Genomic DNA, 20887 nt, shown 5'->3' with positions numbered 1-20887 from the left:
ATATGAAAAATAGCATATTTATAATTTTATTTTTATTTATAAACTATTTAAACTGCCAAGAAAAGTTACTTATAAGTGAAAATAATGATATAAAACTTTTTGAAACTCACATATCATTACATTCTGAAGGAAATATTTTTCCTGCAATGTATAAAGAAGGTTTAATTTATGCTTCTAACCATAATTTAGAAACCTACAGGTTACTTTATAAAAGCCACCAATCAAAATCTATTAAACTAAAAACGGGCAATAAATACAGCCTTGGAGCACTTGCAATATTTAATGATGAAGTTTACTTTACAGGAATTTCCAAAAAAATAAATTCGTATGGCGATTTTAATTTTGCAATTTATAAAGGTGTTTTGAATGAATTTAAACTAAAATCGGTTCAAGCTTTAAAATTTTGCAACAAAGAGTATTCTTATACATATCCAACTATTTCAAAAGATGGTTCTACAATGGTTGTTGTTTCAAACGAGCAAAATTCTTTACATTTATTAGAATTAAAAAGAAATGAAAACAATGAATGGGAAAAAAGCGATGTGTTGTTTATTTGCCAACCTACACATGAAATTATAAATCCTGTTATATTTAATGAAAATACTATTTATTTTTCTTCAAAATCAAATGAAGAAAAAACCTATAGAGTGCAATATACCAATAAAAAAGGTGAAACTTTATTAAGTAATGTTATTAGAGAATCTGGTGTTTTTAATATTTATAAATTAATTAAAGAGAACGGAATATGGAAAATTCCAAAGTTAATGGATGCGCTAAACTCCGATTTTGACGATTTGGGAGTGCTGTTTATTGATGATAAAAAAGGTTACTTAACAACTTCGAGATATAACGATTCTGAAAACATTTTTTATTTCGAATTAAAACAATAAACAAACTGGTGTTTTAGATTCAAAACTTTGTAAAAATGAAAGTTTTCCTGAAATTTTATTAACATTGTAAACACTTATATTATTGCTTTTTCTGTTGGCAACAAGCATAAAATTCCCGTCTGGACTTAACGAAAAATTTCTAGGCCAATCTCCGTGAACGCTTATACTTTGAATTTTTTCTAATGTTCCATCTTTTTTGTTTCTTTTAAAAACAACAATGCTATTTTCACCTCTGTTTGACCCATATAAAAATTGTTCATTTTTAGATAGGTGAATATCAGCACAAGAATTTTTACCCGAATAATCAGCTCTTAAAGTACTAATATCTTGTATGTTAGTGTAGGTTTTTTTAGTTTTCTTTAAAACTGAAACCGTTGCATTTAACTCGTTTATTACATAAATATATTTTCCTTTTTTAGAAATTTCAAAATGTCGTGGACCTGCACCATCTTTCATTTTATAATTTTCTTTTAATTTAAATAGATTTTTATTTTCGTTGTAGTGAGCTAAAAAATCACGTCCAAGATCGGCAATAAATAAACTGTTTTTTAAAAATTTGGCAGAATGTGCCCGAGATTTATCTTCTGGAAGATTATGATCTAACACCTGAAAAGCTTCATTTAAACTTCCGTTTTTATTTATATCATATAAAGAAATTGTTCCGCCTCCATAATTTGAAACCACAAGTTTAGTATTGGATTTATTAAGCTGAACATGACAAGGGCCTTTTCCATTGCTACCAACTTTATTAATCAAATTTAAATCGCCATTATTTGATACAGAAAAAGCATTTGCGAATTCATTTTTACTATCTCTGTTAACCGCATACATAAATTTTTTATCTGAAGAAAAAGAAATAAATGATGGGTTTTCAATTTTGGCTACAAGTTTTTCGTTGCTTATTTCTCCGGTTTTAGTGTTAAAGGAATAGCTGTAAATTCCTTCACTATTTTCATTAGTAAAAGTACCGACATATAAAGGAATATTTTGGGCAGTTAAAAGAGTACTGCAAAATAATACGATTAAAGTAACAAATTTCATAGTAAAGAAATGTTATAATTATTTTACCAATATACCACGTTTATTTAACATTGGTATTATTCTTAAATTTCCTTCTTTTAAAGTGTTTTTTTCAAAAACATATTTTTTATCATACATAGAAGAACCTTCAAAAAAAGTAACATTAAAAAAGTTAGTGAGTTTAAATAATTCTTCTTGTATTAACTCCACTTTTGCATAAGAATTTGCAGGTAATTTTTCAATTTTGTGTCTTAAAACAGCTGTTTCAATTAATTTATCTTCATCATATCCTTTAGAAACAATAAGTACCATTTCTAAGGCAACATTTTTATTGTTAATAATATAAGCGTTCCAATCATCGCATTGAAATTCTTTATTATATTCTTTAACAATAGCCATGTAAACATCACTTACTTTAGGTATTTCAATATCTTTTTTCATACTAAATTAAAAAGAAAAATTCCGCTCTTGAGCGGAATTTAATAATTTATATTACAGATTTAAATTGCTCTAAGAAACGAACATCGTTCTCGTAAAACATTCTAATGTCTGGTATTTGATACAATAACATTGCAATTCGTTCAATTCCCATTCCAAACGCATATCCACTATAAACTTCAGGATCTATATTGGCATTTTTTAAAACGTTAGGGTCAACCATTCCACATCCCATAATTTCTAACCAACCAGTTCCTTTTGTAATTTTATAATCGGTTTCAGTTTCCAATCCCCAGTAAATATCAACTTCTGCACTTGGCTCGGTGAAAGGAAAATAAGATGGACGTAAACGAATTTTAGATTTCCCAAACATTTCTTTTGTAAAATATAACAAAGCTTGTTTTAAATCGGCAAATGAAACATCGGTATCAATGTACAATCCTTCTACTTGATGAAAAATACAATGTGCACGAGCCGAAATATCTTCATTTCTAAAAACTCTACCAGGAGAAATAGTTCTAATAGGTGGTTTATGATTTTCCATGTAACGAACTTGTACCGAAGAAGTATGTGTTCTTAATAAAATATCTGGATCCGTTTCAATAAAAAATGTATCCTGCATATCTCGTGCTGGATGATATTCAGGTAAGTTTAAAGCTGTAAAATTATGCCAGTCATCTTCAATTTCAGGTCCTTCTGAAACTGTAAAACCAACTTTAGAAAATACTTCTATAATTTTATTTCGAACAATTGAAATTGGATGATGTGATCCTAATTCAATTGGTTCTTCAGGACGTGTTAAATCTCCATAAAAACCTTTGTCTTCAACTTTATTGTCAATAACTTCATTCAAAGAAGATACTTTATCTTCAGCGGCTTTTTTTAAATTATTTAAAGCTTTACCAAAATCTTTACGTAATTCAGCATCAACATTTTTAAATTCAGCAAATAAATCTTTAAGTAAACCTTTACTTCCTAAATATTTAATTCTAAAAGCTTCAATTTCTTCTTTAGTTCCAGCATTAAATGCAGAAACTTCACCAATCAGTTCTTTTACTTTGTCTAACATTTTATGTAAAATTAGGGTGCAAATTTACACATTTTTATTTTGTTTAATTAAATTTTGAAACGATTCCTTTTTGTCAATTATTTTTAAAGAAGTCAGTATTTTCAATGGCTGAGAATATATAGGTTTTAAAGCAGTTACGAAAACGTTTTAGTTTGTTAGATTTATTACATAAAAAAATATGGAAAAATTAAATATAACACTAAACATTAACTATATTTGTATAGTATATTACGTATAATACAAATTAATACACCATAAATTATGAAATCTAAAATAAAAGCATTTATGGATTTGGTTAAGCAACGTAACCAATTCGAACCCGAATTTTTGCAAGCAGTTGAGGAAGTTGCAGAAACAGTTATTCCATATATTGTGAATAATGAAATATATTATGGCAAAAATATTTTGTTAAGAATGGTTGAGCCAGAAAGGGTATTAATGTTTAGAGTACCTTGGATTGATGATTCAGGTGAAATAGTTGTAAATAGAGGTTTTAGAATTGAAATGAATTCGGCAATTGGTCCTTATAAAGGAGGTTTGCGATTTCATCCAACAGTAAATTTAAGTATACTTAAATTTTTAGCTTTTGAACAAGTGTTTAAAAATGCACTTACAACATTGCCAATGGGTGGTGGAAAAGGAGGTGCAGATTTTGATCCAAAAGGAAAATCTGATGGTGAAATTATGCGCTTTTGTCAAAGTTTTATGAGCGAATTATTCCGTCATATTGGTCCAAATACAGATATTCCAGCAGGTGATATTGGTGTTGGAGGAAGAGAAATAGGGTACTTGTTTGGAATGTATAAAAAACTAAGAAATGAATTTACGGGTGTTTTAACTGGTAAAGGAATGTCTTGGGGTGGTTCTTTAATTCGTCCAGAGGCAACAGGCTATGGAACCGTATATTTTGCACAAAGTATGCTCGAAACTAGAAATGATACATTAAAAGGAAAAGTTGTAACTGTTTCTGGATCCGGAAACGTAGCGCAGTATGCTTGCGAAAAAGCAATGCAATTAGGAGCTAAAGTTGTTACTTTATCAGATTCGGGAGGATATATTTATGATAAAGATGGTATTGATGAAAGTAAATTAGCCTTTGTAATGAAACTTAAAAATAATAAACGAGGTAGAATTAGTGAATATGTAGAAAAGTATCCTAATGCAAAATATATTGCAGGAGAAAGACCTTGGGGAGTTAAGTGCGATGTAGCTATGCCTTGCGCAACTCAAAACGAGGTAAATTTAAGTGATGCCAAAAAATTATTAGCTAATGGATGTTTTGTAATAAGTGAAGGTGCTAATATGCCTTCGGAACCAGATGCTGTACATGCATTTCAAGCAGCTAAAATATTATATGCTCCAGGTAAAGCATCTAATGCGGGTGGAGTTGCTACTTCTGGTTTAGAAATGTCACAAAATTCATTACGTATAGTATGGACACGTGAAGAAGTAGACGAAAGATTACAAAGAATCATGGCTAATATTCATAAAAACTGTATAAAGTACGGAAAACAAGATGACGGTTATGTAGATTATGTAACAGGTGCAAATATTGCAGGTTTTGTTAAAGTTGCCGATGCAATGTTGGCTCAAGGTGTTGTTTAATCTTTTTATTTTTAATTGTAAAAAGGGGTTACACTTTGTAGCCCTTTTTTAATTAAATATTGTTTAGTTTAAAGTATTATATTGCATATACAAATCACCACTATTTTATAAAATGGTTAAAAATCCGCTTCCCGATTTAAAGTCTTATGAATTTGAAGATGTTGCATTTGATCAATTAATGCAAAATCGAATTTATAAAATTCTTATAGTTTGTTCTAACTACGATTATTATATGTTGGAAGAAGATGGAAGAATTGATGAGCGTATTTTTAATGAATATACAGCTTTAAATTTACGTTACCCACCAAGTTTTGAACATGCAAATTCGGCTAAAAGAGCCATTATTGCAATGGAAACTCAAAAAATAGATTTGGTAATAACCTGGTTAGATATTGGTAATTTTAAAACTATTGAAACTTCAAAAAAAATAAAAGCGGCATTTCCAAATGTTCCTATTGCGGCAATTAGTCACTATTCTACTCAATTAAGAGAAAAATTAAGTAAAGAGAGTTCTGGAGTTATAGATTACGTTTTTCATTGGAATGGAAATGCAGATATTATTTTGGCAATTATAAAACTAACAGAAGATAGAATGAACGCCGAAAAAGACATTAATGAAATAGGCGTAAAAGCTATTTTATTAGTAGAAGATTCGTTAAAATTCTATTCAAAATATTTACCAATTTTTTACAAAATATTGCTGAAACAAACCCGATCATTTATGTCTGAAGGGTTAAATGCGCATAGAACTATGATGCTAATGCGTGGTAGACCAAAAATATTATTAGCTACCAACTATGAAGAAGGTTTACATCTATTTAAAGAATATAAAAACAGCCTTTTAGGTGTTATTTCCGATGTGTCATATTTTAGAAATGGTGTGCGTGATGCAAAAGCGGGCTTTCATTTTTTAGAATATGTTCGAAGTTTTAAAAGATATTTCCCATTTTTAATACAGTCTTCTAACAGTGATAATGAAAAATACGCTTTAGAATTAAAAGGGAAGTTTTTATACAAGCATACTGAAACTTTAGAGGAAGAAATAAAAAATTATATCAATCAATATTTTTCTTTTGGAGATTTCGAATTTTGGGATCCTAAACAAAAAAAGGTATTGGCTACCGTAAAAGATTTAACAGCTTTTCAAAAAGCCTTAGCAACGGTAACACCAGAGTCTATTGCTTACCACGCTATTAGAAGTGAGTATTCGAAATGGTTAAAATCAAGGGTTTTATTTCCTTTGGCCGATTTGTTTAGTAAAGTAGAATATCACGATTTTGAAGATTCTGAAGAAGCAAGATTGTATTTAATAAGTGCAATTAAAGCGTATCGTGGATTTAGAGCAAGAGGAATAATTTCTAAATTCAACAAAAATAAATACGATGTATATTTAGGTTTTTCTAGAATAGGAGACGGATCATTAGGAGGAAAAGGAAGAGGACTTGCCTTTATCGATTCATTTTTAAAACGTCATAAATTAAGACAACATTTTGAAGATGTAAAAATTTCAATTCCAAGAACTGTGGTTTTAAGTACCGAAGTATTCGATGAATTTATTGAAACTCATAAACTAATAGGACTGGTTGGAAAATGTAATAACGACGAAGAAATTTTACAAAAATTTATTGAAAAAAAACTACCAAAATGGGTTGTTGAAGATATTAAGGCATTTTTAAAAGTTACTACTTGTCCAATAGCAATTAGATCATCAAGTGTTTTGGAAGATTCACATTATCAGCCATTTGCAGGTATTTTTTCAACATATATGTTGCCAAACACAAAAATTGATAAAATGTTGGATATGGTTTGCGACGCAGTAAAATCGGTGATGGCTTCCTCATTTTTTGAAAACAGTAAGGTATATCTAAATGCTACTTCTCATACAATTGAAGAAGGTAAAATGGCAGTAATTTTACAAGAAGTTATTGGAAAACAATATGAAGATGTTTACTACCCAAATATTTCAGGTGTTGCGCGTTCAATTAATTTTTATCCAATAGGAAATGAAAAACCAAACGAAGGAATAGCAAATATTGCTTTAGGTTTGGGTGAAATTATTGTTGGCGGAGGAAAAACATTGCGTTTTTCGCCATATCATTCTAAAAAGGTGTTGCAATTGTCGTCTCCTGGATCAACTCAACGAGATACACAGCAATATTTCTATGGTTTAGATATGAATCCGGATAGTTACGAAACTTCAACAAGTGAGGCTATTAATAAAAAGAAAATAACCATAAGAAGAGCAGAGAAACACGGTTCTTTAAAATATGTAGCTTCTACCTACGATTTACAAAATAACGTTATTAAACCGGGAGTTATGCACGACGGAATTCGAGTAATTACTTTTGATAATGTTTTAAAATACAATACATTTCCGTTGCCAGAAATTTTAAAAGATTTATTGCGTATTGGACAACGAGAAATGCGAAGTCCAATAGAAATTGAGTTTGCCGTAAAACTTGATGTTCCTAAAGGAGAGCCAAAAGAGTTTAGCTTTTTACAAATTAGACCAATTGTTGAAAGTAATGATAATAAAACTAAAATTCCTGATGAATTTAAAAATGAAGAATCCATTATTTATTCTGAATCGGCTTTAGGAAATGGAAAATACGATCATATATACGACTTTGTTTATGTAAAACCCGAAACCTTTAATTCTGCGAATACACGTGAAATAGCAGTAGCTGTAGAAACAATTAATAAAAAATTTAGAGAAGAAGAAAAACAATATATATTAGTAGGTCCGGGAAGATGGGGTTCAAGTGATCCGTGGTTGGGAATTCCAGTTATTTGGCCGCAAATTTCAGCAGCAAAAATTATTGTTGAGGCGGGATTGAATGATTTTAGAATAGACCCAAGTCAGGGAACACATTTTTTTCAGAATTTAACCTCATTTAAAGTAGGGTATTTAACCATTAACCCTTCAATTGGAGATGGTTTTTTCGATTTGGATTATTTAAACAACCAAGAAGCTGTATATGAAGATACATATTTAAGACATATTCAATTTAAACATCCGTTGCACGTTATAATTGAAGGAAAAAGCAACAAAGCAGCAATTTATAAAGAAGGAATAAAACCAAAAGAAAAAGAGGTTTCATTAGAACAATTAATAGATGATTTACCTCCAGATGGTTTTATGTAATACTAAATATGATAAATAAAAAAATTAATTTTAATAGGTAATAACAGTAAATTATGAATGTACAAGAAATATTAACAAATCTTGAAACCAAACATCCTGGTGAAAAGGAGTACTTACAAGCAGTGCATGAGGTATTAGAGTCTATTGAAACAATATACAACGAAAACCCACAGTACGAGGCAGCAAAAATTATTGAACGTTTGGTTGAACCAGATAGAATATTAACTTTTAGAGTAGCTTGGCTAGATGATGAAGGGAATGTTCAGGTGAATTTAGGACACAGGGTTCAATTTAATAACGCAATTGGGCCATATAAAGGAGGAATTCGTTTACATCCAAGTGTAAATTTAAGTATTCTTAAGTTTTTAGGGTTTGAACAAATTTTTAAAAATGCCTTAACAACATTGCCAATGGGTGGTGGAAAAGGAGGATCTGATTTTAACCCAAAAGGAAAATCGGATAACGAGATTATGCGTTTTTGTCAGGCGTTTATGTTAGAACTTTGGCGTGTAATTGGACCAAGTACCGATGTTCCTGCGGGAGATATTGGAACGGGAGGTAGAGAAATTGGCTTTATGTACGGAATGTACAAAAAGTTACAACAAGAAAATGCAGGTGTTTTAACTGGTAAAGGTTTAAATTGGGGAGGCTCATTAATTCGTCCGGAAGCAACAGGTTTTGGAGCGACGTATTTTACACAAGATATGTTAAAAACGAAGAACGATTCTTTTGAAGGAAAAACAATTTGTTTATCGGGTTTTGGAAACGTAACTTGGGGTGTGGCTTTAAAAGTTACCGAACTTGGAGGTAAAGTAGTAACAATTTCTGGACCTGATGGATATGTATATGACAAAGATGGTTTAGATGAAAATAAAATAGATTATCTATTAGCTTTAAGAGCATCTAATAATGATATTGTTTCTCCGTATGTTGAAGAATTTCCAGAAGCTGAATTTTTCCCAGGGAAAAAACCTTGGGAAGTACCTTGTGATATTGCAATGCCATCTGCAATTCAAAACGAATTGAACGGTGAAGATGCGGCACAATTAGTTGCTAATGGAGTTCAGTACATTGCTGAGGTTTCCAATATGGGATGTACTCCAGAAGCTATTGATGTATTTCACAACAACAAAATACCATTTGCTCCTGGAAAAGCAGCAAATGCAGGTGGAGTTGCGGTTTCTGGACTTGAAATGTCGCAAAATGCCATGAAATTAAACTGGACAAAAGAAGAAGTTGATGCTAAATTACATCAAATTATGGCTTCAATTCATACAGCTTGTGAAAAATATGGAACCGAAGAAGATGGTTATATCAACTATGTAAAAGGTGCAAATATTGCTGGTTTTATTAAGGTCGCAGATTCGATGTTAGATTTAGGAGTAATCTAAAAAAAATATCATTTTTAACGATAGCGAAGAATCTTATGCTTCCCAAAAATGAGATTCTTCATTTCGTTTCTCTTCATTCAGAATGACAGAGTATAAGTGTCATTCTGAACAAGGTGAAGAATCTATTTTCACAAGTCCTTTAGAGAAGTTTAAGATGATAATAAAACAAAAAAGGGTTGCCGTTTGGCAACCCTTTTTTGTTTTTAATTAATGAAGTATTATTACATTTTTAGAGTTGGAATAAATTCTTTTAAATTTTCTATGTTATATAAAACCTCGCCATTATATATTAATACGGGCATTTTTAAAGTCTCTATAATTGGATTTTCGAGTTTTACAAATTCCCACATAGTTTTATTTTGTTCCTTATTATTTGTAACATCTACTAATCGAAAATCAATATTATTGTCAATTAAATATCTAGTTGTGTAATGGCATCTTGGACAACCATCTTTAGAAAACACTACAATTCCTTCTTTTAAATTGTTTAGTTTTGTTACAGTTTTTTCTTTTAATTTTTGGTCTTGAATATTTTTTTCCTCATCTGTTAAACTAGGTTTAAAAGTATAGCTGTAGCTACATTCTGATCTTTTATTTTTTATAAAAAAAAGTTTTATCAATTCCGCATTAGATTTTGAAGGAATAAGTTTAGTTATAGGATTTGAATAACCTTTTAAATTTTTTTGAACTACTGTTAATGTAATTTCTTGCTGTACATTACTGTTATTAATGGCACTTAATATAAATGCATCTTCGCTTTTTACACTTACAACTTCAATGTCTTTTTTTTGTGAATATCCAATAAATGCTATTAGGGTACAGATTAATACCAATGTTATTTTTTTCATAGTTGTTTTGTTTTTTAATTAGTGCAATTTTCATTTTAACTATAAAGTAACAGAAAAGCACAAATTGTAATAACTTGTACTTTAGCTGTTTTTTTATATACATGGTTGTGATTTGTATTATTTTGGTGGTCTGTTATCTTCTATAAATTTTTCTAAATTCCCTATTTTATTTTTTACAAACCATTTCCAATCTGTTCTATCTGTCATCCCTAAACTTTCGAGCTTATTTGTATACCATTTATTATGACCAAACATGACCATTCCATAATAATCAGGATAATAGGCTTTTTCAAACCATATTGAATTAATGTAATTTAAGGTTTCCGCTATTGTGAATTTTTCATTTTTCATTTTTTCGTGATTCTCTCCCCAATGAAAAACATAGATTAAGTCCAATTTAAAAAGCTTTTCTATTATAAATAATGTTTCTTCTCTTTCGTGTAATGATGAAGGCTTATTTACATTATAACCTAAACCATCATTGATAATATTAAATAGAAATTCAACACCATCATTTGGAAGAAAAAGATTTATATACTTGTTGTCAAAAATATTTAGTTTATCCATTATTTAAATTTTAATACTCTATCGTTTGCCCAAATCTGCCTAAAATTAAAATTAATACTGGCATCAAACCCTGATGATGAAGCAGATAAAGGTCTGTAAGTAATATAATTACCATTTCCCATATTAGCAACAATAGTTCCTTGAGCATTTGTTGTGGGAGGAGATATAGCATTTTTATTTAATTCTTGAATTGCCAAAGCTATTGGTTTTACATAATTTTTAGCCATATACAAATGTTGATATTGTTCTGTTTTTTAATTATTGCATTTTTGTTCTAACTATAAAGTAACAGAAAAGTACAAATTATTAAAACTTGCACTTTTCTGTTATTTTTTATTTGCGTGGTTGTGGCTTGTGTTAAATGATTATTAATAAATTCCATATTTAACCTTAATCTCTCCGCTGGTAGCTTTATAAGGATTAAATTTAAAAATTACATGGCTATTTAAACCTCCATAAAAATCCATATTGATACTTTTTTTAAAATTACCACTAAATTTTCTTTTAAAATTATAGAATGAAATTATAATAGTATCGTTAGAATGACCTTCTATCTCCATTATGGCAGCTCCGTAATGTCCACTTTTCTTTGCTTTTAGTGTGTCAATTATGGAATTTGAAAAATCAGTAATAACAACTGTCTGACTTTTTTGATAGCAAGAATTTAATGTTACTATTGCAAATAGTAAAAACAAAAAAATTAGCCTGTTTTTCATAATATTTACTGATTAGTTGGAATTAATTGAGATGAATATGTAGCCTGAAAATTAGACATAATTTGATTTCTTAAATAGCCTAAAGAACTATCGTTTATAGCATCTAATATTCTTTCCTTAAGATTTGAAGGGTCTTGAGTATAATTATTTCTTCCAACTTCGTTGTTTCTTAATCTTTTCATAGTGTTAAAATTAATTTTATATATTAAAATTTTTTAAAGATTAAATTTAGACAACTTTATTAACCTTTTGGCAAGGTAAAACCGTAAAATGTTTATAGTTTTGCCTGCTTTTAGCAGGCTTATTTTGTGATATCTTGGTCATGCCGAACTTGTTTCAGCATCTTATTATTTTAGGACTAATTGTGATGTGAACCTTAAACAAGTTCAGGTTGACGAGAAGTTAAATTTTAAATTCCATAAAAACACCTAAAAGCATCGGTTATAAAAGTATGATCATCAACGCCACTAGTTTCTCTAACCGAGTGCATAGCCCACATTGGGTTTCCAACATCTACTGAGCGAATGGCTAATTGTCCTGCGGAAACATTTCCAAGTGTTCCACCACCTCGCATATCACTTCTATTTACAAATTTTTGATATGGTATATTAGCTTCTTTACAAATCATTTCAAATACAGCTCCAGAATCGCTATCGGTTGTATATTTTTGGTTTCCTTCAATTTTAATTGCAGGTCCGCCGTTTATAACTGGTCTTGTTACCGGGTCGTGTTTTTCTGGTCTGTTTGGATGTAATGCGTGTGCCATATCTGCACTAATCATAAATGAATTATAAATAGCACGTTGTATGTCTTCCTCGTTTTTATCTTGTACCGAAACAATGCGAGTTAAAATATCTTTTAAAATTGGAGAACCTGCACCTTGCTTAGATCTACTTCCAACTTCTTCATTATCAAACAATGCTAAAACATTGGTAGCTTTACTTGGCGAAGCTTCAGCAAAAGCTGTTAATCCTGCATGAACCATTGCTAAATCGTCTAATTTTCCTGATGAAATAAACTCGTTATTCATACCAATAATACTTCCTTTGGTAAAATGGTAAAGGTTTAAATCTACTTCTAAAATGTCTTCTTTTGGAACTTTAATTTCTTCGGAAATTCTATTTAATAATACCGAATCGGCATTCATTTCTTCATTTATAACCGCAGTAACAGGCAGCATATCTATTTGCTTATTTAACTCAATTCCTTCATTTACAGTTCTATTAAAATGAATTGGTAAATTAGGAATGGTAATAATCGGCTGGTTAATATTTACCAAATAATTTTTTGGGTGCAGAATATCGTTGCTTTTTACACTAACTCTTCCGGCAATGGACAAAGGTCTGTCTAACCAAGTGTTTAAAATTGGACCTCCGTAAACTTCAGTATTAAATTTCACGTATTTTTCTTCAACAGAAATCTCTGGTGATGGTTTTATTTTAAATGAAGGAGAATCGGTATGCGCAGCAATAATTTTAAAACCATTATCTTCTATTGCTTCTAAACCAACAATAAATGCAAAAAGCGACGTGTTATTTTGACAAACAAAATATTTTTTACCCTTTTCAAGGTTCCATTTATGGGTTAGTTTTAGTTCAGAAAATCCTTTTTTAATAAGAATATCTTTAGTGTTTTTAACTACATGATATGGACTTGGACTATCGTATATAAAATCGATTAAATCTTGAGCGTGTTTTTGTTTATGAATCATAAAATAAGAATCTAATTATCTCACGAATATACTAAGAATTGAGTTTAAATTTAAACAACAAAGTTTTGTAATTTTATACGGTGGAAAAACCCGAACAATACCGCAAAATAATTCACGTAGATATGGATGCATTTTATGCTTCTGTTGAGCAGTTGGATAATCCTGAGCTAAGAGGAAAACCAATTGCAGTTGGTGGAGGTTCCGATAGAGGAGTAGTGGCTGCTGCAAGTTACGAGGCTCGAAAATTTGGAGTTCGCTCGGCAATGAGTGGTGTATTGGCTCGTAAAAAATGTCCACATTTAATATTTGTTAAACCTCGATTTGATCGATATAAAGAAATTTCACAAAAAATTAGAGCTATTTTTTATGAGTATACCAATTTGGTAGAGCCACTTTCTTTAGACGAGGCTTACTTAGATGTTACCGAAAATAAAAAAGGAAATCCTTCGGCTAGTTTAATTGCAAAAGAAATTCGACAGCGAATTGCAAATGAGTTAAATTTGAATGCTTCAGCAGGAATTTCTAATAGTAAATTTGTAGCCAAAATAGCTTCAGATATTAATAAACCAAACGGTCAAAAAACAATTTCACCAGAAGAGGTTCTTCAATTTTTAGAAGAACTACCCATTAAAAAATTCTTTGGTATTGGAAAAGTAACTGCAGCCAAAATGTATAATCTTGGAATTTTTACCGGAAAAGATTTAAAGGCTAAAAGTGAAGCATTTTTAACAGAAAACTTTAAAAGTTCGGGAGCGCATTATTATAATTTGGTTAGAGGAAACTATCATAGTAAAGTAAAACCCAATAGAATTCGAAAATCGGTTGCCGCAGAACATACGTTTATTACAAATTTAACTTCCGAAATATTTATGATGGAGAAGCTAGAACGTATTTCAGAAGAATTAGAAAAGCGGTTACTTAAATCTAAAGTGTCTGGAAAAACAGTTACTTTAAAAATTAAATACAGCGATTTTACTACACAAACTCGCAGTAAAACGTTGCCTTATTTTATTAAAGAAAAAGCGGTAATGTTAGAAATAGTTAAGGAATTGCTATACCAAGAAAAGGTGTTAAATTCCGTACGATTATTAGGTATTTCTGTAACTAATTTAAATATTAATTCTAAAAAAGAAATAGAAAAACCTATTGCGGTTCAATTAAAATTTGAGTTTTAAAATCAGTTTTAATTCGGATAAATTATTCAATTAAAATGAACTAAATTTGCCAAATGGCAAGAACTATTATTGATAATATTGTAATTCTTCATAGTAAAGAAGTGTCTTCTTTTGAGTTTTGTCAATATACAAGCATCCGTTTTTTTGAAGTGCTTCATTTTGAAGAAGGAGAAGGATTTATAAAAATTAATGGAAATAAAGCGGCTTATAAAGCCAATAGTTTTTTTGTATTTATACCAAATGATATTTATACAATTGAGGCTAGCTCACCAACTACTTTAACAACAATTAAATTTTTGAAAAGCTTTTTTAATGATTCTTCTCAAGCAAAATCAAATTTACCTGTAAATAATTGGTTTAGAAATATAGAAGGAATTTTATGTAATGAAAACCATCAATTAAGAGCGCTAAATTTTAAAACGGAAGCAGATAAAACAAATTTGGCTTCACTAATTACTATTTTATATCAAGAATATTTAAGCAATCAATCATTTGATTTACTTATTATTGAAAATTCACTTTCCATTATTTTACAAATAATTGCTAGAAATATGAGACTTGCTGTTTCAGAAAAAAACAATTCTCCAAAGTCCTCTAAAATTCAAGAAATTATTAATCATATTCACGCAAATGTATATGTTCCCGAACTACTCACTAATAAAGTAATTGCAGATAAATTTAATATTTCTGAAAATTATCTCAATCAATATTTTAAAAAAAATATGGAAATGAGCATTAAAAAATACAAACTTAACTATATACTAAAACTTGTAGAACAAAGATTAAAATATACCGATTTGCATTTTTCTGAAATTGCTTCTGAGTTTAGTTTTACCGATGCTAGCCATTTAAATAAAACATTTTTAGCTTATAAAGGAACCACTTTAGGCGCTTTTAAGGCTAATTTGGGTTAGTATAATTACTAAATCCTTATTTTTTACATATAACACTTTGTTTTTTACCAGAATCAATCTTGCCTTCGGTGGTATTTTTGTGCCTATAGTTTAAAACGACTAAAAAATGAATTTTAAAGAAGTATTAAACTGGAGTTATATAACAAAAGAATTCGTTTCAACTAAAAAAAGAGTTTCAAAAGCAACGCAAGGTTTTTTTTCAGATTAACGAACCTAAAGTTATAAACGCACCGTATGTTATTGTGTTTTGTTCAAAAACCGATGATAATGAATATTTTATGCAGCATTTATTAAAGTAGGAAGAAAAAGATGGTCGTTTTCCAAATGAAGAAATTATAACTAAGATTTAAAAAAAATAGAAAATGAATAAAACAATAGTAGTATTATTTTTGGTTACAATATTTGTTGTTTCTTGTAATAATAAAGAAAAGAAAGCAGTTAAAAAAACTATAGAAAATATTGAAAACCCAACTAATAAAGTTGTGCTAAGTTCTGAAATAGTTTGGGAAAAATTAAATCCAGCACGAGGAGACAAAAGTCCACAAGCAGGAACAATATGGGGAGATAGAAAAGGAACAGAAGCAACGGGGTTTTTAGCAAAATTTGTTGATGGTTTTTCATCACCACCTCATATTCATAATGTTACCTATAGAGCAGTTGTTATTAAAGGAACAGTGCATAACGATGATCCTAAAGCAGAAAATATGTGGATGAAACCAGGGAGTTTTTGGACACAACCAGAAGGAGAATCACATATTACATCGGCAAAAGGAGAAGAAAATATTGCATTGGTTGAAATTGATAATGGTCCGTATTTGGTAAAACCAATAGATCAAGCATTTGATAATGGAGAACGTCCAATAAATATAGATATATCTAACGTAGTTTGGTTAAACAATAGTAAAACCAATTGGGTAGATGAAGCTTGTAAAGCTGAATTAAGTTTTTTATGGGAAAGTAATAAAAACGGAGGATCAAAAGGACTTTTTATAAAACTGCCTAAAGGTTTTATTGGAAAAATAGAAAGTAACGGAAGTGTTTTTCATTCAGTTGTAATTACAAATGTTCTAAACTATAAAATGCCAAAAACAGCACAAGTTAAATTATTAGATTCGGGAAGTTATTTTGGTTCTACAAGTAAAGCAATTCATTCTGTTACAAATAACACTAATATTGAAACTATTTTATATATAAGAACTAATGGAGCTGTTAAAATTAGTAACTAACTTACTATTTGTGCCATAATTCTTTGTAAATAAATTAAAAAATAATTTTTAAAATGAACAAAACAATTTTAATAACTGGAAGTACAGACGGAATAGGAAAATTAACGGCAATTAAGTTGGCAAATGAAGGTTATACAGTATTTGTTCACGGAAGAAACGCTAAAAAATTGAGTGCTACTATTTCAGAAATAAAAGAAATAACAAACAATATAAATATTGATGGTTTTGTAGCTGATTTATCTAATTTAGATGAAGTAAAACAGTTGGCAATAGCTGTACAAGAAAAGGTTTCTAAACTAGATGTTTTAATTAATAATGCTGGTGTTTATAAAAGTAGTGCTGCTACCAATAAAAATGGTTTAGATATGCGTTATGCAGTTAACTACTTTGCTCCATATGTATTAACTAATATGTTATTGCCTCTATTAAGAAAAAGTGAAACTCCAAGAGTTATTAATTTAAGTTCTGCTGCACAATCTTCAATAAAAGCAGCTACTTTATTAGGTGAAACCAATGAAATGGATGGCGCAACATATGCTCAAAGTAAATTAGCTTTGTTAATGTGGAGTTTTTATTTAGCAACTAAAGAACCAAATATTTTAGTAATTCCTGTAAATCCAGGATCGTTATTAAATACAAATATGGTAAAAGAAGCTTTTGGTAAATCTTGGTCTTCAGCAGATAAAGGAGCAACTATTTTATATAATTTGGCTATTTCTGAAAACCATAAAAACAACTCAGGAAAGTATTTTGATAATGACAAAGGTTCTTATGGAAATGCACATCCTGACGCATACGATGTAAACAAAATTCATCAACTTATTGAATTAACGGAAAAGGTTTTAAGTTAACAAACAGTCCTACGAAGGTTTCAGTAAAAAATACATCCGCAAGAAAAGAAAATAGGTTGTGCTGTTTGAGCGTAGCGAGTTCACAGCATATCTTTTCGAGGAATTGTATTTTATAGAAAGTTTCGTCAGACTATATTTTTTTGTTTCTTTTTTCATCAATGTAAAAAAGAATAAAGCATAAAATTAAAAAACAACTGCCATTCTGAACGATAGCGAAGAATCTTATAATTCAACTTTAGAGATTCTTCATTACGTTTCCCTTCATTCAGAATGACAATTAATAAAAACAGAAAAGAAAATGACTTACGAAGGAAAAGTATACAGACCTTGGATGGAAGCTAACAGCTTACTAATACAAGTATCTATAGGTTGTAGCAATAATAATTGTACTTTTTGTGATATGTTCACAGATAAAAAATTTAGAAGAAGAAGTTTTGAAGATATTTCTAAAGATATTGAAAAGGCAAGAAGAATTTACCCTTCAGTAAAATCGATATTTTTAATAGATGGAAATGTAATGGTTTTGAAAACTGAGTTTTTATTACAAGTAGTAACTAAAATTAAAGAAACGTTTCCTGAATTAGAAAGACTTGCATTGTACAGCGAATACAATGATTTTAGAAGAAAAACCGTTGATCAACTAAAACAACTAAAAGAAGCTGGTGTTGATATGGCTTATGTTGGGTTAGAATCTGGAGATTCAGTTGTTTTGGATAATATAAAGAAAAAAATGACCTTTGAACAAGCTGTTGAAGGAGCTCAATTAGCAAAAGAAGCCGGAATTGAAGTATTAGCCTCATTTATATTTGGTTTGGGAGGAAAATACCGTTCAAAAGAACATATTGAAGAAACTGTACGTTTGTTAAATATTATAAAACCTGAGCAAATTGCACCAATGGCATTGGCTATTCAACCAGGAACTGAACTAGAGTGCGAAGTAAAAGCAGGAGAATTTGTGCAAGCAACTCCGTTACAAATTTTAGAAGAGGAAAAATACTTATTGGAAAATATGAATTTTGAAACCTATTATTGGGGAGATCACGGAAATAATATTTCACCAATGCGTGGACCTTTTCCTAAAGCTAAAAATGCTTTTATAAATGAAATTAATAAAGAAATAGAAACAAATCCTGTAACAAAAAAGGAAATTTTAGTAACTAACCCTTGGTAAAACTAAAAACAACTATTATTTTAAGCTATAATGAAGAATCTTACATTTTGGTAAATGGATAGATTCTTCATTTTGTTTTACTTCATTTAGAAAGACAAGTTAGTTTTTATACCAATTCTTCACATAAAAAACCATAGGAATTTAACAAAGAAGCTACTTCCTTAGTAATATTTTGAGAAGCTTCAATTCTTAAAATATTATCAACATCTTCAAAATCAAAATCAACTGTCGAAATTTGGTTAAAACAATCTAAAATTGCTCTAACTTGAGTTTCTAGTTGCGAAAATATATTTGTCTTTAATACAATAATCATAATTCAAGTTTTAATTTTTAATCCACCATTTACTTGAAGGATAGTTAGAGTCTACAACTATTGCTTCTCCAATAATTGGTGTTGCCATTTGTACGTTTAGTTCTTGTGCTTTTTTTAATGATCTTTCTATAGGATCTGTCCATTCGTGTAAAGCTAATTTAAAAGCTCCCCAATGAATTGGCATCATTGTTTTTGCCTGTATATCAACTGAAGCTTGTATAGTTTCTTCAGGAGTCATATGTATGTGTGCCCATTGCTCGTTGTATTGTCCACATTCCATCATTGCAAAATCAAACGGACCATATTTTTTACCAATTTCTTTAAAATGTTTTCCGTAACCGCTATCTCCACTAAAAAAGATTGAATTGTTTTCAGATTTTAATACCCAAGAAGTCCATAATGTATTGTTTCTTGTGAATCCTCTTCCAGAAAAATGGCGTGCTGGGGTTGAGACAAATTCAATATTATTTAAGGTTTTACTATCCCACCAATCAAACTCTTTAATTTTTGTTGCATCAATTCCCCATTTGGTTAAATGCGCTTTAATTCCTAAAGGAACATAAAACTGTTTTACTTTGTTTTTTAATTGTTGAATTGATCCATAATCTAAATGATCATAGTGATCGTGAGAGATTAAAACCAAATCAATTTCTGGTAAATTTTCTATGGAAATAGGCAATTCTTTATTAAACCTAGGGTTTCCTAAAAGAGGATGCGGTGCAGGAACTTCTCCTAACATAGGATCTATAAATATGTTCATTCCTTCCATTTCAACAAACAAGGTTGAGTGTCCAAACCAAGTAATTCTTGGTTGCTGAGGTTTGTTGTTAAAGTACGCTTTGCTCAACTTTACTTGTGGTAATTTTGAAGAAGGAACTTTGTTATCTCCGTTGGTAAAAAATTTGGGTATTGTACTCCATTTAAAACCTGTATTTTGGAGTGTTTTTTCTTGATTTTTAAACGATCCATTTAAAAAGTTTGGAGATTTTCTAATGCGATCTAAACTAGCTTCTGAAGATCCAGCACCAAATTGCGGACTCACATTTACAAATGTAACTCCCACTAAAGTGACGGCTGCAACAATTGATAAAATTCCAATCATAATTCTTTTTAATATTTTTAGTGTTTTTTTAATCATTTTTAACTTCTAATTTTCTTCAGTATTTTTAATTAGTAATATTTTATTGACTATTTACTCAATTTAATATTCAAATTTTTTTAAGGCTTAAGATAGTTGTAAAACATTTCCCAAGCTTGTTCTATAAATACTTGATCTTGTCTTAATTCTGGAAATTCGGTTAAATGCTTTACCATTGAAGTAATCAATCCAAACATAGAATTCATTAAAAATTGTATATCAATCTCTTTAATTATTTTAGTATCAATTTGGTCCTGAATCATATTTATAAATAGATTAAAATTTTCAACTAGCTCTGGATGTTCTTTTAAATTTACCGAACAACTTGTATGGTCTATTTGAAGTAAGAACTTAAATTTCAACGGGTTATTTAATCCCCAGTTCCAAGAGTTTGACCAGATTAAGCGAATTTTACCAAGTTTTGAATTAATTTTATCAAGATCAGCTAAAATGTTTGCTGTGAAATCTTTTTTTAATGAAACATATAATTCGTTAATTAAATCATCTTTGGTTTTAAAATAATGAAAAAGAATTCCTGCACTAACACCAGCTTCTTTTGAAATAGCTGAAGTAGGCGTAGCATGTAAACCTCTTTCAACAAAAAGTTTAGTAGCTGCTTCTAATAATAATTTTCTTTTATCCATTTTAAATTGACTAATCACTCAACAAATGTAATATGTTTTTTTTAATAGTTTAATA

The 20887-nt window shown here is 29.6% G+C and carries 21 protein-coding genes; 9 read left to right on the top strand and 12 right to left on the bottom strand.

What is annotated here, in order from left to right:
* Positions 1-2: 2 nt before the first annotated feature.
* Positions 3-890: a hypothetical protein gene (locus tag Q0776_RS02875; protein ID WP_298364861.1), complete on the top strand. Its 888-nt coding sequence runs from the start codon at positions 3-5 to the stop codon at positions 888-890.
* Here Q0776_RS02875 and Q0776_RS02870 read toward each other — a convergent pair.
* Genes Q0776_RS02870 through pheS form a run of 3 tightly spaced genes read right to left on the bottom strand, consistent with a single transcriptional unit; the run spans position 879 to position 3417 of the window.
* Complete coding sequence (locus Q0776_RS02870; RefSeq protein ID WP_298364860.1) at positions 879-1931, bottom strand: lactonase family protein; 1053 nt, start codon at positions 1929-1931, stop codon at positions 879-881. The two genes, Q0776_RS02875 and Q0776_RS02870, sit on opposite strands and share 12 nt — an antisense overlap.
* A gap of 18 nt (positions 1932-1949) precedes the next feature.
* Positions 1950-2351: a hypothetical protein gene (locus tag Q0776_RS02865; protein ID WP_298364859.1), complete on the bottom strand. Its 402-nt coding sequence runs from the start codon at positions 2349-2351 to the stop codon at positions 1950-1952.
* Between the two features lie 46 nt (positions 2352-2397).
* Entirely contained in the window at positions 2398-3417 is a 1020-nt protein-coding gene (pheS, locus tag Q0776_RS02860; protein ID WP_298364857.1) for a phenylalanine--tRNA ligase subunit alpha, read from the bottom strand.
* Between the two features lie 261 nt (positions 3418-3678).
* On the opposite strand from pheS, the gene gdhA (Q0776_RS02855) reads away from it, so the two are divergent.
* The 3 genes from gdhA (Q0776_RS02855) (at position 3679) to gdhA (Q0776_RS02845) (ending at position 9558) form a co-directional block, all read left to right on the top strand.
* A complete protein-coding gene (gene gdhA / locus Q0776_RS02855) occupies positions 3679-5022 on the top strand; it encodes an NADP-specific glutamate dehydrogenase (RefSeq protein WP_298364855.1) in 1344 nt (447 codons plus the stop codon).
* 112 nt (positions 5023-5134) lie between these two features.
* Positions 5135-8167 (top strand): PEP/pyruvate-binding domain-containing protein, encoded by a 3033-nt coding sequence (locus tag Q0776_RS02850; RefSeq protein ID WP_298364854.1) that lies wholly within the window; start codon positions 5135-5137, stop codon positions 8165-8167.
* A 53-nt stretch (positions 8168-8220) separates the two neighbouring features.
* Positions 8221-9558, top strand: a complete 1338-nt coding sequence (gdhA, locus tag Q0776_RS02845; RefSeq protein ID WP_298364853.1) for an NADP-specific glutamate dehydrogenase — start codon at positions 8221-8223, stop codon at positions 9556-9558.
* Positions 9559-9779: 221 nt separating this feature from the next.
* Here gdhA (Q0776_RS02845) and Q0776_RS02840 read toward each other — a convergent pair whose 3' ends face one another.
* The 6 genes from Q0776_RS02840 to Q0776_RS02815 form a co-directional block, all read right to left on the bottom strand.
* Entirely contained in the window at positions 9780-10406 is a 627-nt protein-coding gene (locus Q0776_RS02840; RefSeq protein ID WP_298364851.1) for a glutaredoxin domain-containing protein, read from the bottom strand.
* 117 nt (positions 10407-10523) lie between these two features.
* Complete coding sequence (locus tag Q0776_RS02835; RefSeq protein WP_298364850.1) at positions 10524-10973, bottom strand: hypothetical protein; 450 nt, start codon at positions 10971-10973, stop codon at positions 10524-10526.
* A complete protein-coding gene (locus Q0776_RS02830) occupies positions 10973-11200 on the bottom strand; it encodes a hypothetical protein (protein ID WP_298364849.1) in 228 nt (75 codons plus the stop codon). The genes Q0776_RS02835 and Q0776_RS02830 overlap by 1 nt, the downstream gene beginning before the upstream one ends.
* Positions 11201-11341: 141 nt before the next feature.
* Complete coding sequence (locus Q0776_RS02825) at positions 11342-11689, bottom strand: hypothetical protein (RefSeq protein ID WP_298364847.1); 348 nt, start codon at positions 11687-11689, stop codon at positions 11342-11344.
* Between the two features lie 5 nt (positions 11690-11694).
* Positions 11695-11871, bottom strand: coding sequence for a hypothetical protein (locus Q0776_RS02820; protein ID WP_298364845.1), 177 nt, complete (start codon positions 11869-11871; stop codon positions 11695-11697).
* 227 nt (positions 11872-12098) lie between these two features.
* Positions 12099-13400: a M18 family aminopeptidase gene (locus Q0776_RS02815; RefSeq protein WP_298364844.1), complete on the bottom strand. Its 1302-nt coding sequence runs from the start codon at positions 13398-13400 to the stop codon at positions 12099-12101.
* A gap of 80 nt (positions 13401-13480) precedes the next feature.
* Between Q0776_RS02815 and dinB the strand changes: the two genes are divergently transcribed.
* The 5 genes from dinB to Q0776_RS02790 all read left to right on the top strand — a co-directional run bounded on the left by dinB (position 13481) and on the right by Q0776_RS02790 (position 18737).
* Complete coding sequence (gene dinB / locus Q0776_RS02810; protein ID WP_298364841.1) at positions 13481-14575, top strand: DNA polymerase IV; 1095 nt, start codon at positions 13481-13483, stop codon at positions 14573-14575.
* A gap of 53 nt (positions 14576-14628) precedes the next feature.
* Positions 14629-15489 carry a helix-turn-helix domain-containing protein gene (locus Q0776_RS02805; RefSeq protein WP_298364839.1) on the top strand — a complete coding sequence of 287 codons (861 nt, stop codon included), beginning with the start codon at positions 14629-14631 and terminating at the stop codon, positions 15487-15489.
* Between the two features lie 362 nt (positions 15490-15851).
* A complete protein-coding gene (locus tag Q0776_RS02800) occupies positions 15852-16715 on the top strand; it encodes a DUF4437 domain-containing protein (RefSeq protein WP_298364837.1) in 864 nt (287 codons plus the stop codon).
* A 53-nt stretch (positions 16716-16768) separates the two neighbouring features.
* On the top strand, positions 16769-17566 hold the full coding sequence (locus Q0776_RS02795; protein ID WP_298364834.1) for an SDR family NAD(P)-dependent oxidoreductase: 798 nt from the start codon (positions 16769-16771) through the stop codon (positions 17564-17566).
* Between the two features lie 298 nt (positions 17567-17864).
* Positions 17865-18737 (top strand): radical SAM protein, encoded by an 873-nt coding sequence (locus Q0776_RS02790; RefSeq protein ID WP_298364832.1) that lies wholly within the window; start codon positions 17865-17867, stop codon positions 18735-18737.
* Positions 18738-18843: 106 nt separating this feature from the next.
* Here the strand turns inward: Q0776_RS02790 and Q0776_RS02785 are convergent, their stop codons facing one another.
* The 3 genes from Q0776_RS02785 to Q0776_RS02775 form a co-directional block, all read right to left on the bottom strand.
* Positions 18844-19050 carry a hypothetical protein gene (locus tag Q0776_RS02785; RefSeq protein WP_298364830.1) on the bottom strand — a complete coding sequence of 69 codons (207 nt, stop codon included), beginning with the start codon at positions 19048-19050 and terminating at the stop codon, positions 18844-18846.
* 10 nt (positions 19051-19060) lie between these two features.
* Positions 19061-20188, bottom strand: a complete 1128-nt coding sequence (locus Q0776_RS02780) for an MBL fold metallo-hydrolase (protein WP_298364828.1) — start codon at positions 20186-20188, stop codon at positions 19061-19063.
* Between the two features lie 80 nt (positions 20189-20268).
* Positions 20269-20832: a TetR/AcrR family transcriptional regulator gene (locus Q0776_RS02775; protein WP_298364826.1), complete on the bottom strand. Its 564-nt coding sequence runs from the start codon at positions 20830-20832 to the stop codon at positions 20269-20271.
* Positions 20833-20887: the final 55 nt, after the last annotated feature.

This window comes from uncultured Lutibacter sp., from assembly GCF_947495725.1.
GTDB lineage: Bacteria > Bacteroidota > Bacteroidia > Flavobacteriales > Flavobacteriaceae > Lutibacter.
The sequence above is the reverse complement of the archived record's forward strand: the minus strand, read 5'-3'. Positions and strand labels throughout refer to the sequence as shown.

Bases quoted from the DNA above. Each gene is read 5' to 3' on its own strand.
- gdhA (WP_298364855.1), top strand. From the start codon at position 3,679: ATGAAATCTAAAATAAAAGCATTTATGGATTTGGTTAAGCAACGTAAC.
- Q0776_RS02775 (WP_298364826.1), bottom strand. From the start codon at position 20,832: ATGGATAAAAGAAAATTATTATTAGAAGCAGCTACTAAACTTTTTGTT.
- Q0776_RS02795 (WP_298364834.1), top strand. From the start codon at position 16,769: ATGAACAAAACAATTTTAATAACTGGAAGTACAGACGGAATAGGAAAA.
- Q0776_RS02785 (WP_298364830.1), bottom strand. From the start codon at position 19,050: ATGATTATTGTATTAAAGACAAATATATTTTCGCAACTAGAAACTCAA.
- Q0776_RS02830 (WP_298364849.1), bottom strand. From the start codon at position 11,200: ATGGCTAAAAATTATGTAAAACCAATAGCTTTGGCAATTCAAGAATTA.
- Q0776_RS02850 (WP_298364854.1), top strand. From the start codon at position 5,135: ATGGTTAAAAATCCGCTTCCCGATTTAAAGTCTTATGAATTTGAAGAT.
- Q0776_RS02800 (WP_298364837.1), top strand. From the start codon at position 15,852: ATGAATAAAACAATAGTAGTATTATTTTTGGTTACAATATTTGTTGTT.
- Q0776_RS02835 (WP_298364850.1), bottom strand. From the start codon at position 10,973: ATGGATAAACTAAATATTTTTGACAACAAGTATATAAATCTTTTTCTT.
- Q0776_RS02875 (WP_298364861.1), top strand. From the start codon at position 3: ATGAAAAATAGCATATTTATAATTTTATTTTTATTTATAAACTATTTA.
- Q0776_RS02870 (WP_298364860.1), bottom strand. From the start codon at position 1,931: ATGAAATTTGTTACTTTAATCGTATTATTTTGCAGTACTCTTTTAACT.
- Q0776_RS02865 (WP_298364859.1), bottom strand. From the start codon at position 2,351: ATGAAAAAAGATATTGAAATACCTAAAGTAAGTGATGTTTACATGGCT.
- Q0776_RS02840 (WP_298364851.1), bottom strand. From the start codon at position 10,406: ATGAAAAAAATAACATTGGTATTAATCTGTACCCTAATAGCATTTATT.
- Q0776_RS02815 (WP_298364844.1), bottom strand. From the start codon at position 13,400: ATGATTCATAAACAAAAACACGCTCAAGATTTAATCGATTTTATATAC.
- gdhA (WP_298364853.1), top strand. From the start codon at position 8,221: ATGAATGTACAAGAAATATTAACAAATCTTGAAACCAAACATCCTGGT.
- Q0776_RS02790 (WP_298364832.1), top strand. From the start codon at position 17,865: ATGACTTACGAAGGAAAAGTATACAGACCTTGGATGGAAGCTAACAGC.
- Q0776_RS02825 (WP_298364847.1), bottom strand. From the start codon at position 11,689: ATGAAAAACAGGCTAATTTTTTTGTTTTTACTATTTGCAATAGTAACA.
- Q0776_RS02805 (WP_298364839.1), top strand. From the start codon at position 14,629: ATGGCAAGAACTATTATTGATAATATTGTAATTCTTCATAGTAAAGAA.
- pheS (WP_298364857.1), bottom strand. From the start codon at position 3,417: ATGTTAGACAAAGTAAAAGAACTGATTGGTGAAGTTTCTGCATTTAAT.
- Q0776_RS02780 (WP_298364828.1), bottom strand. From the start codon at position 20,188: ATGATTAAAAAAACACTAAAAATATTAAAAAGAATTATGATTGGAATT.
- Q0776_RS02820 (WP_298364845.1), bottom strand. From the start codon at position 11,871: ATGAAAAGATTAAGAAACAACGAAGTTGGAAGAAATAATTATACTCAA.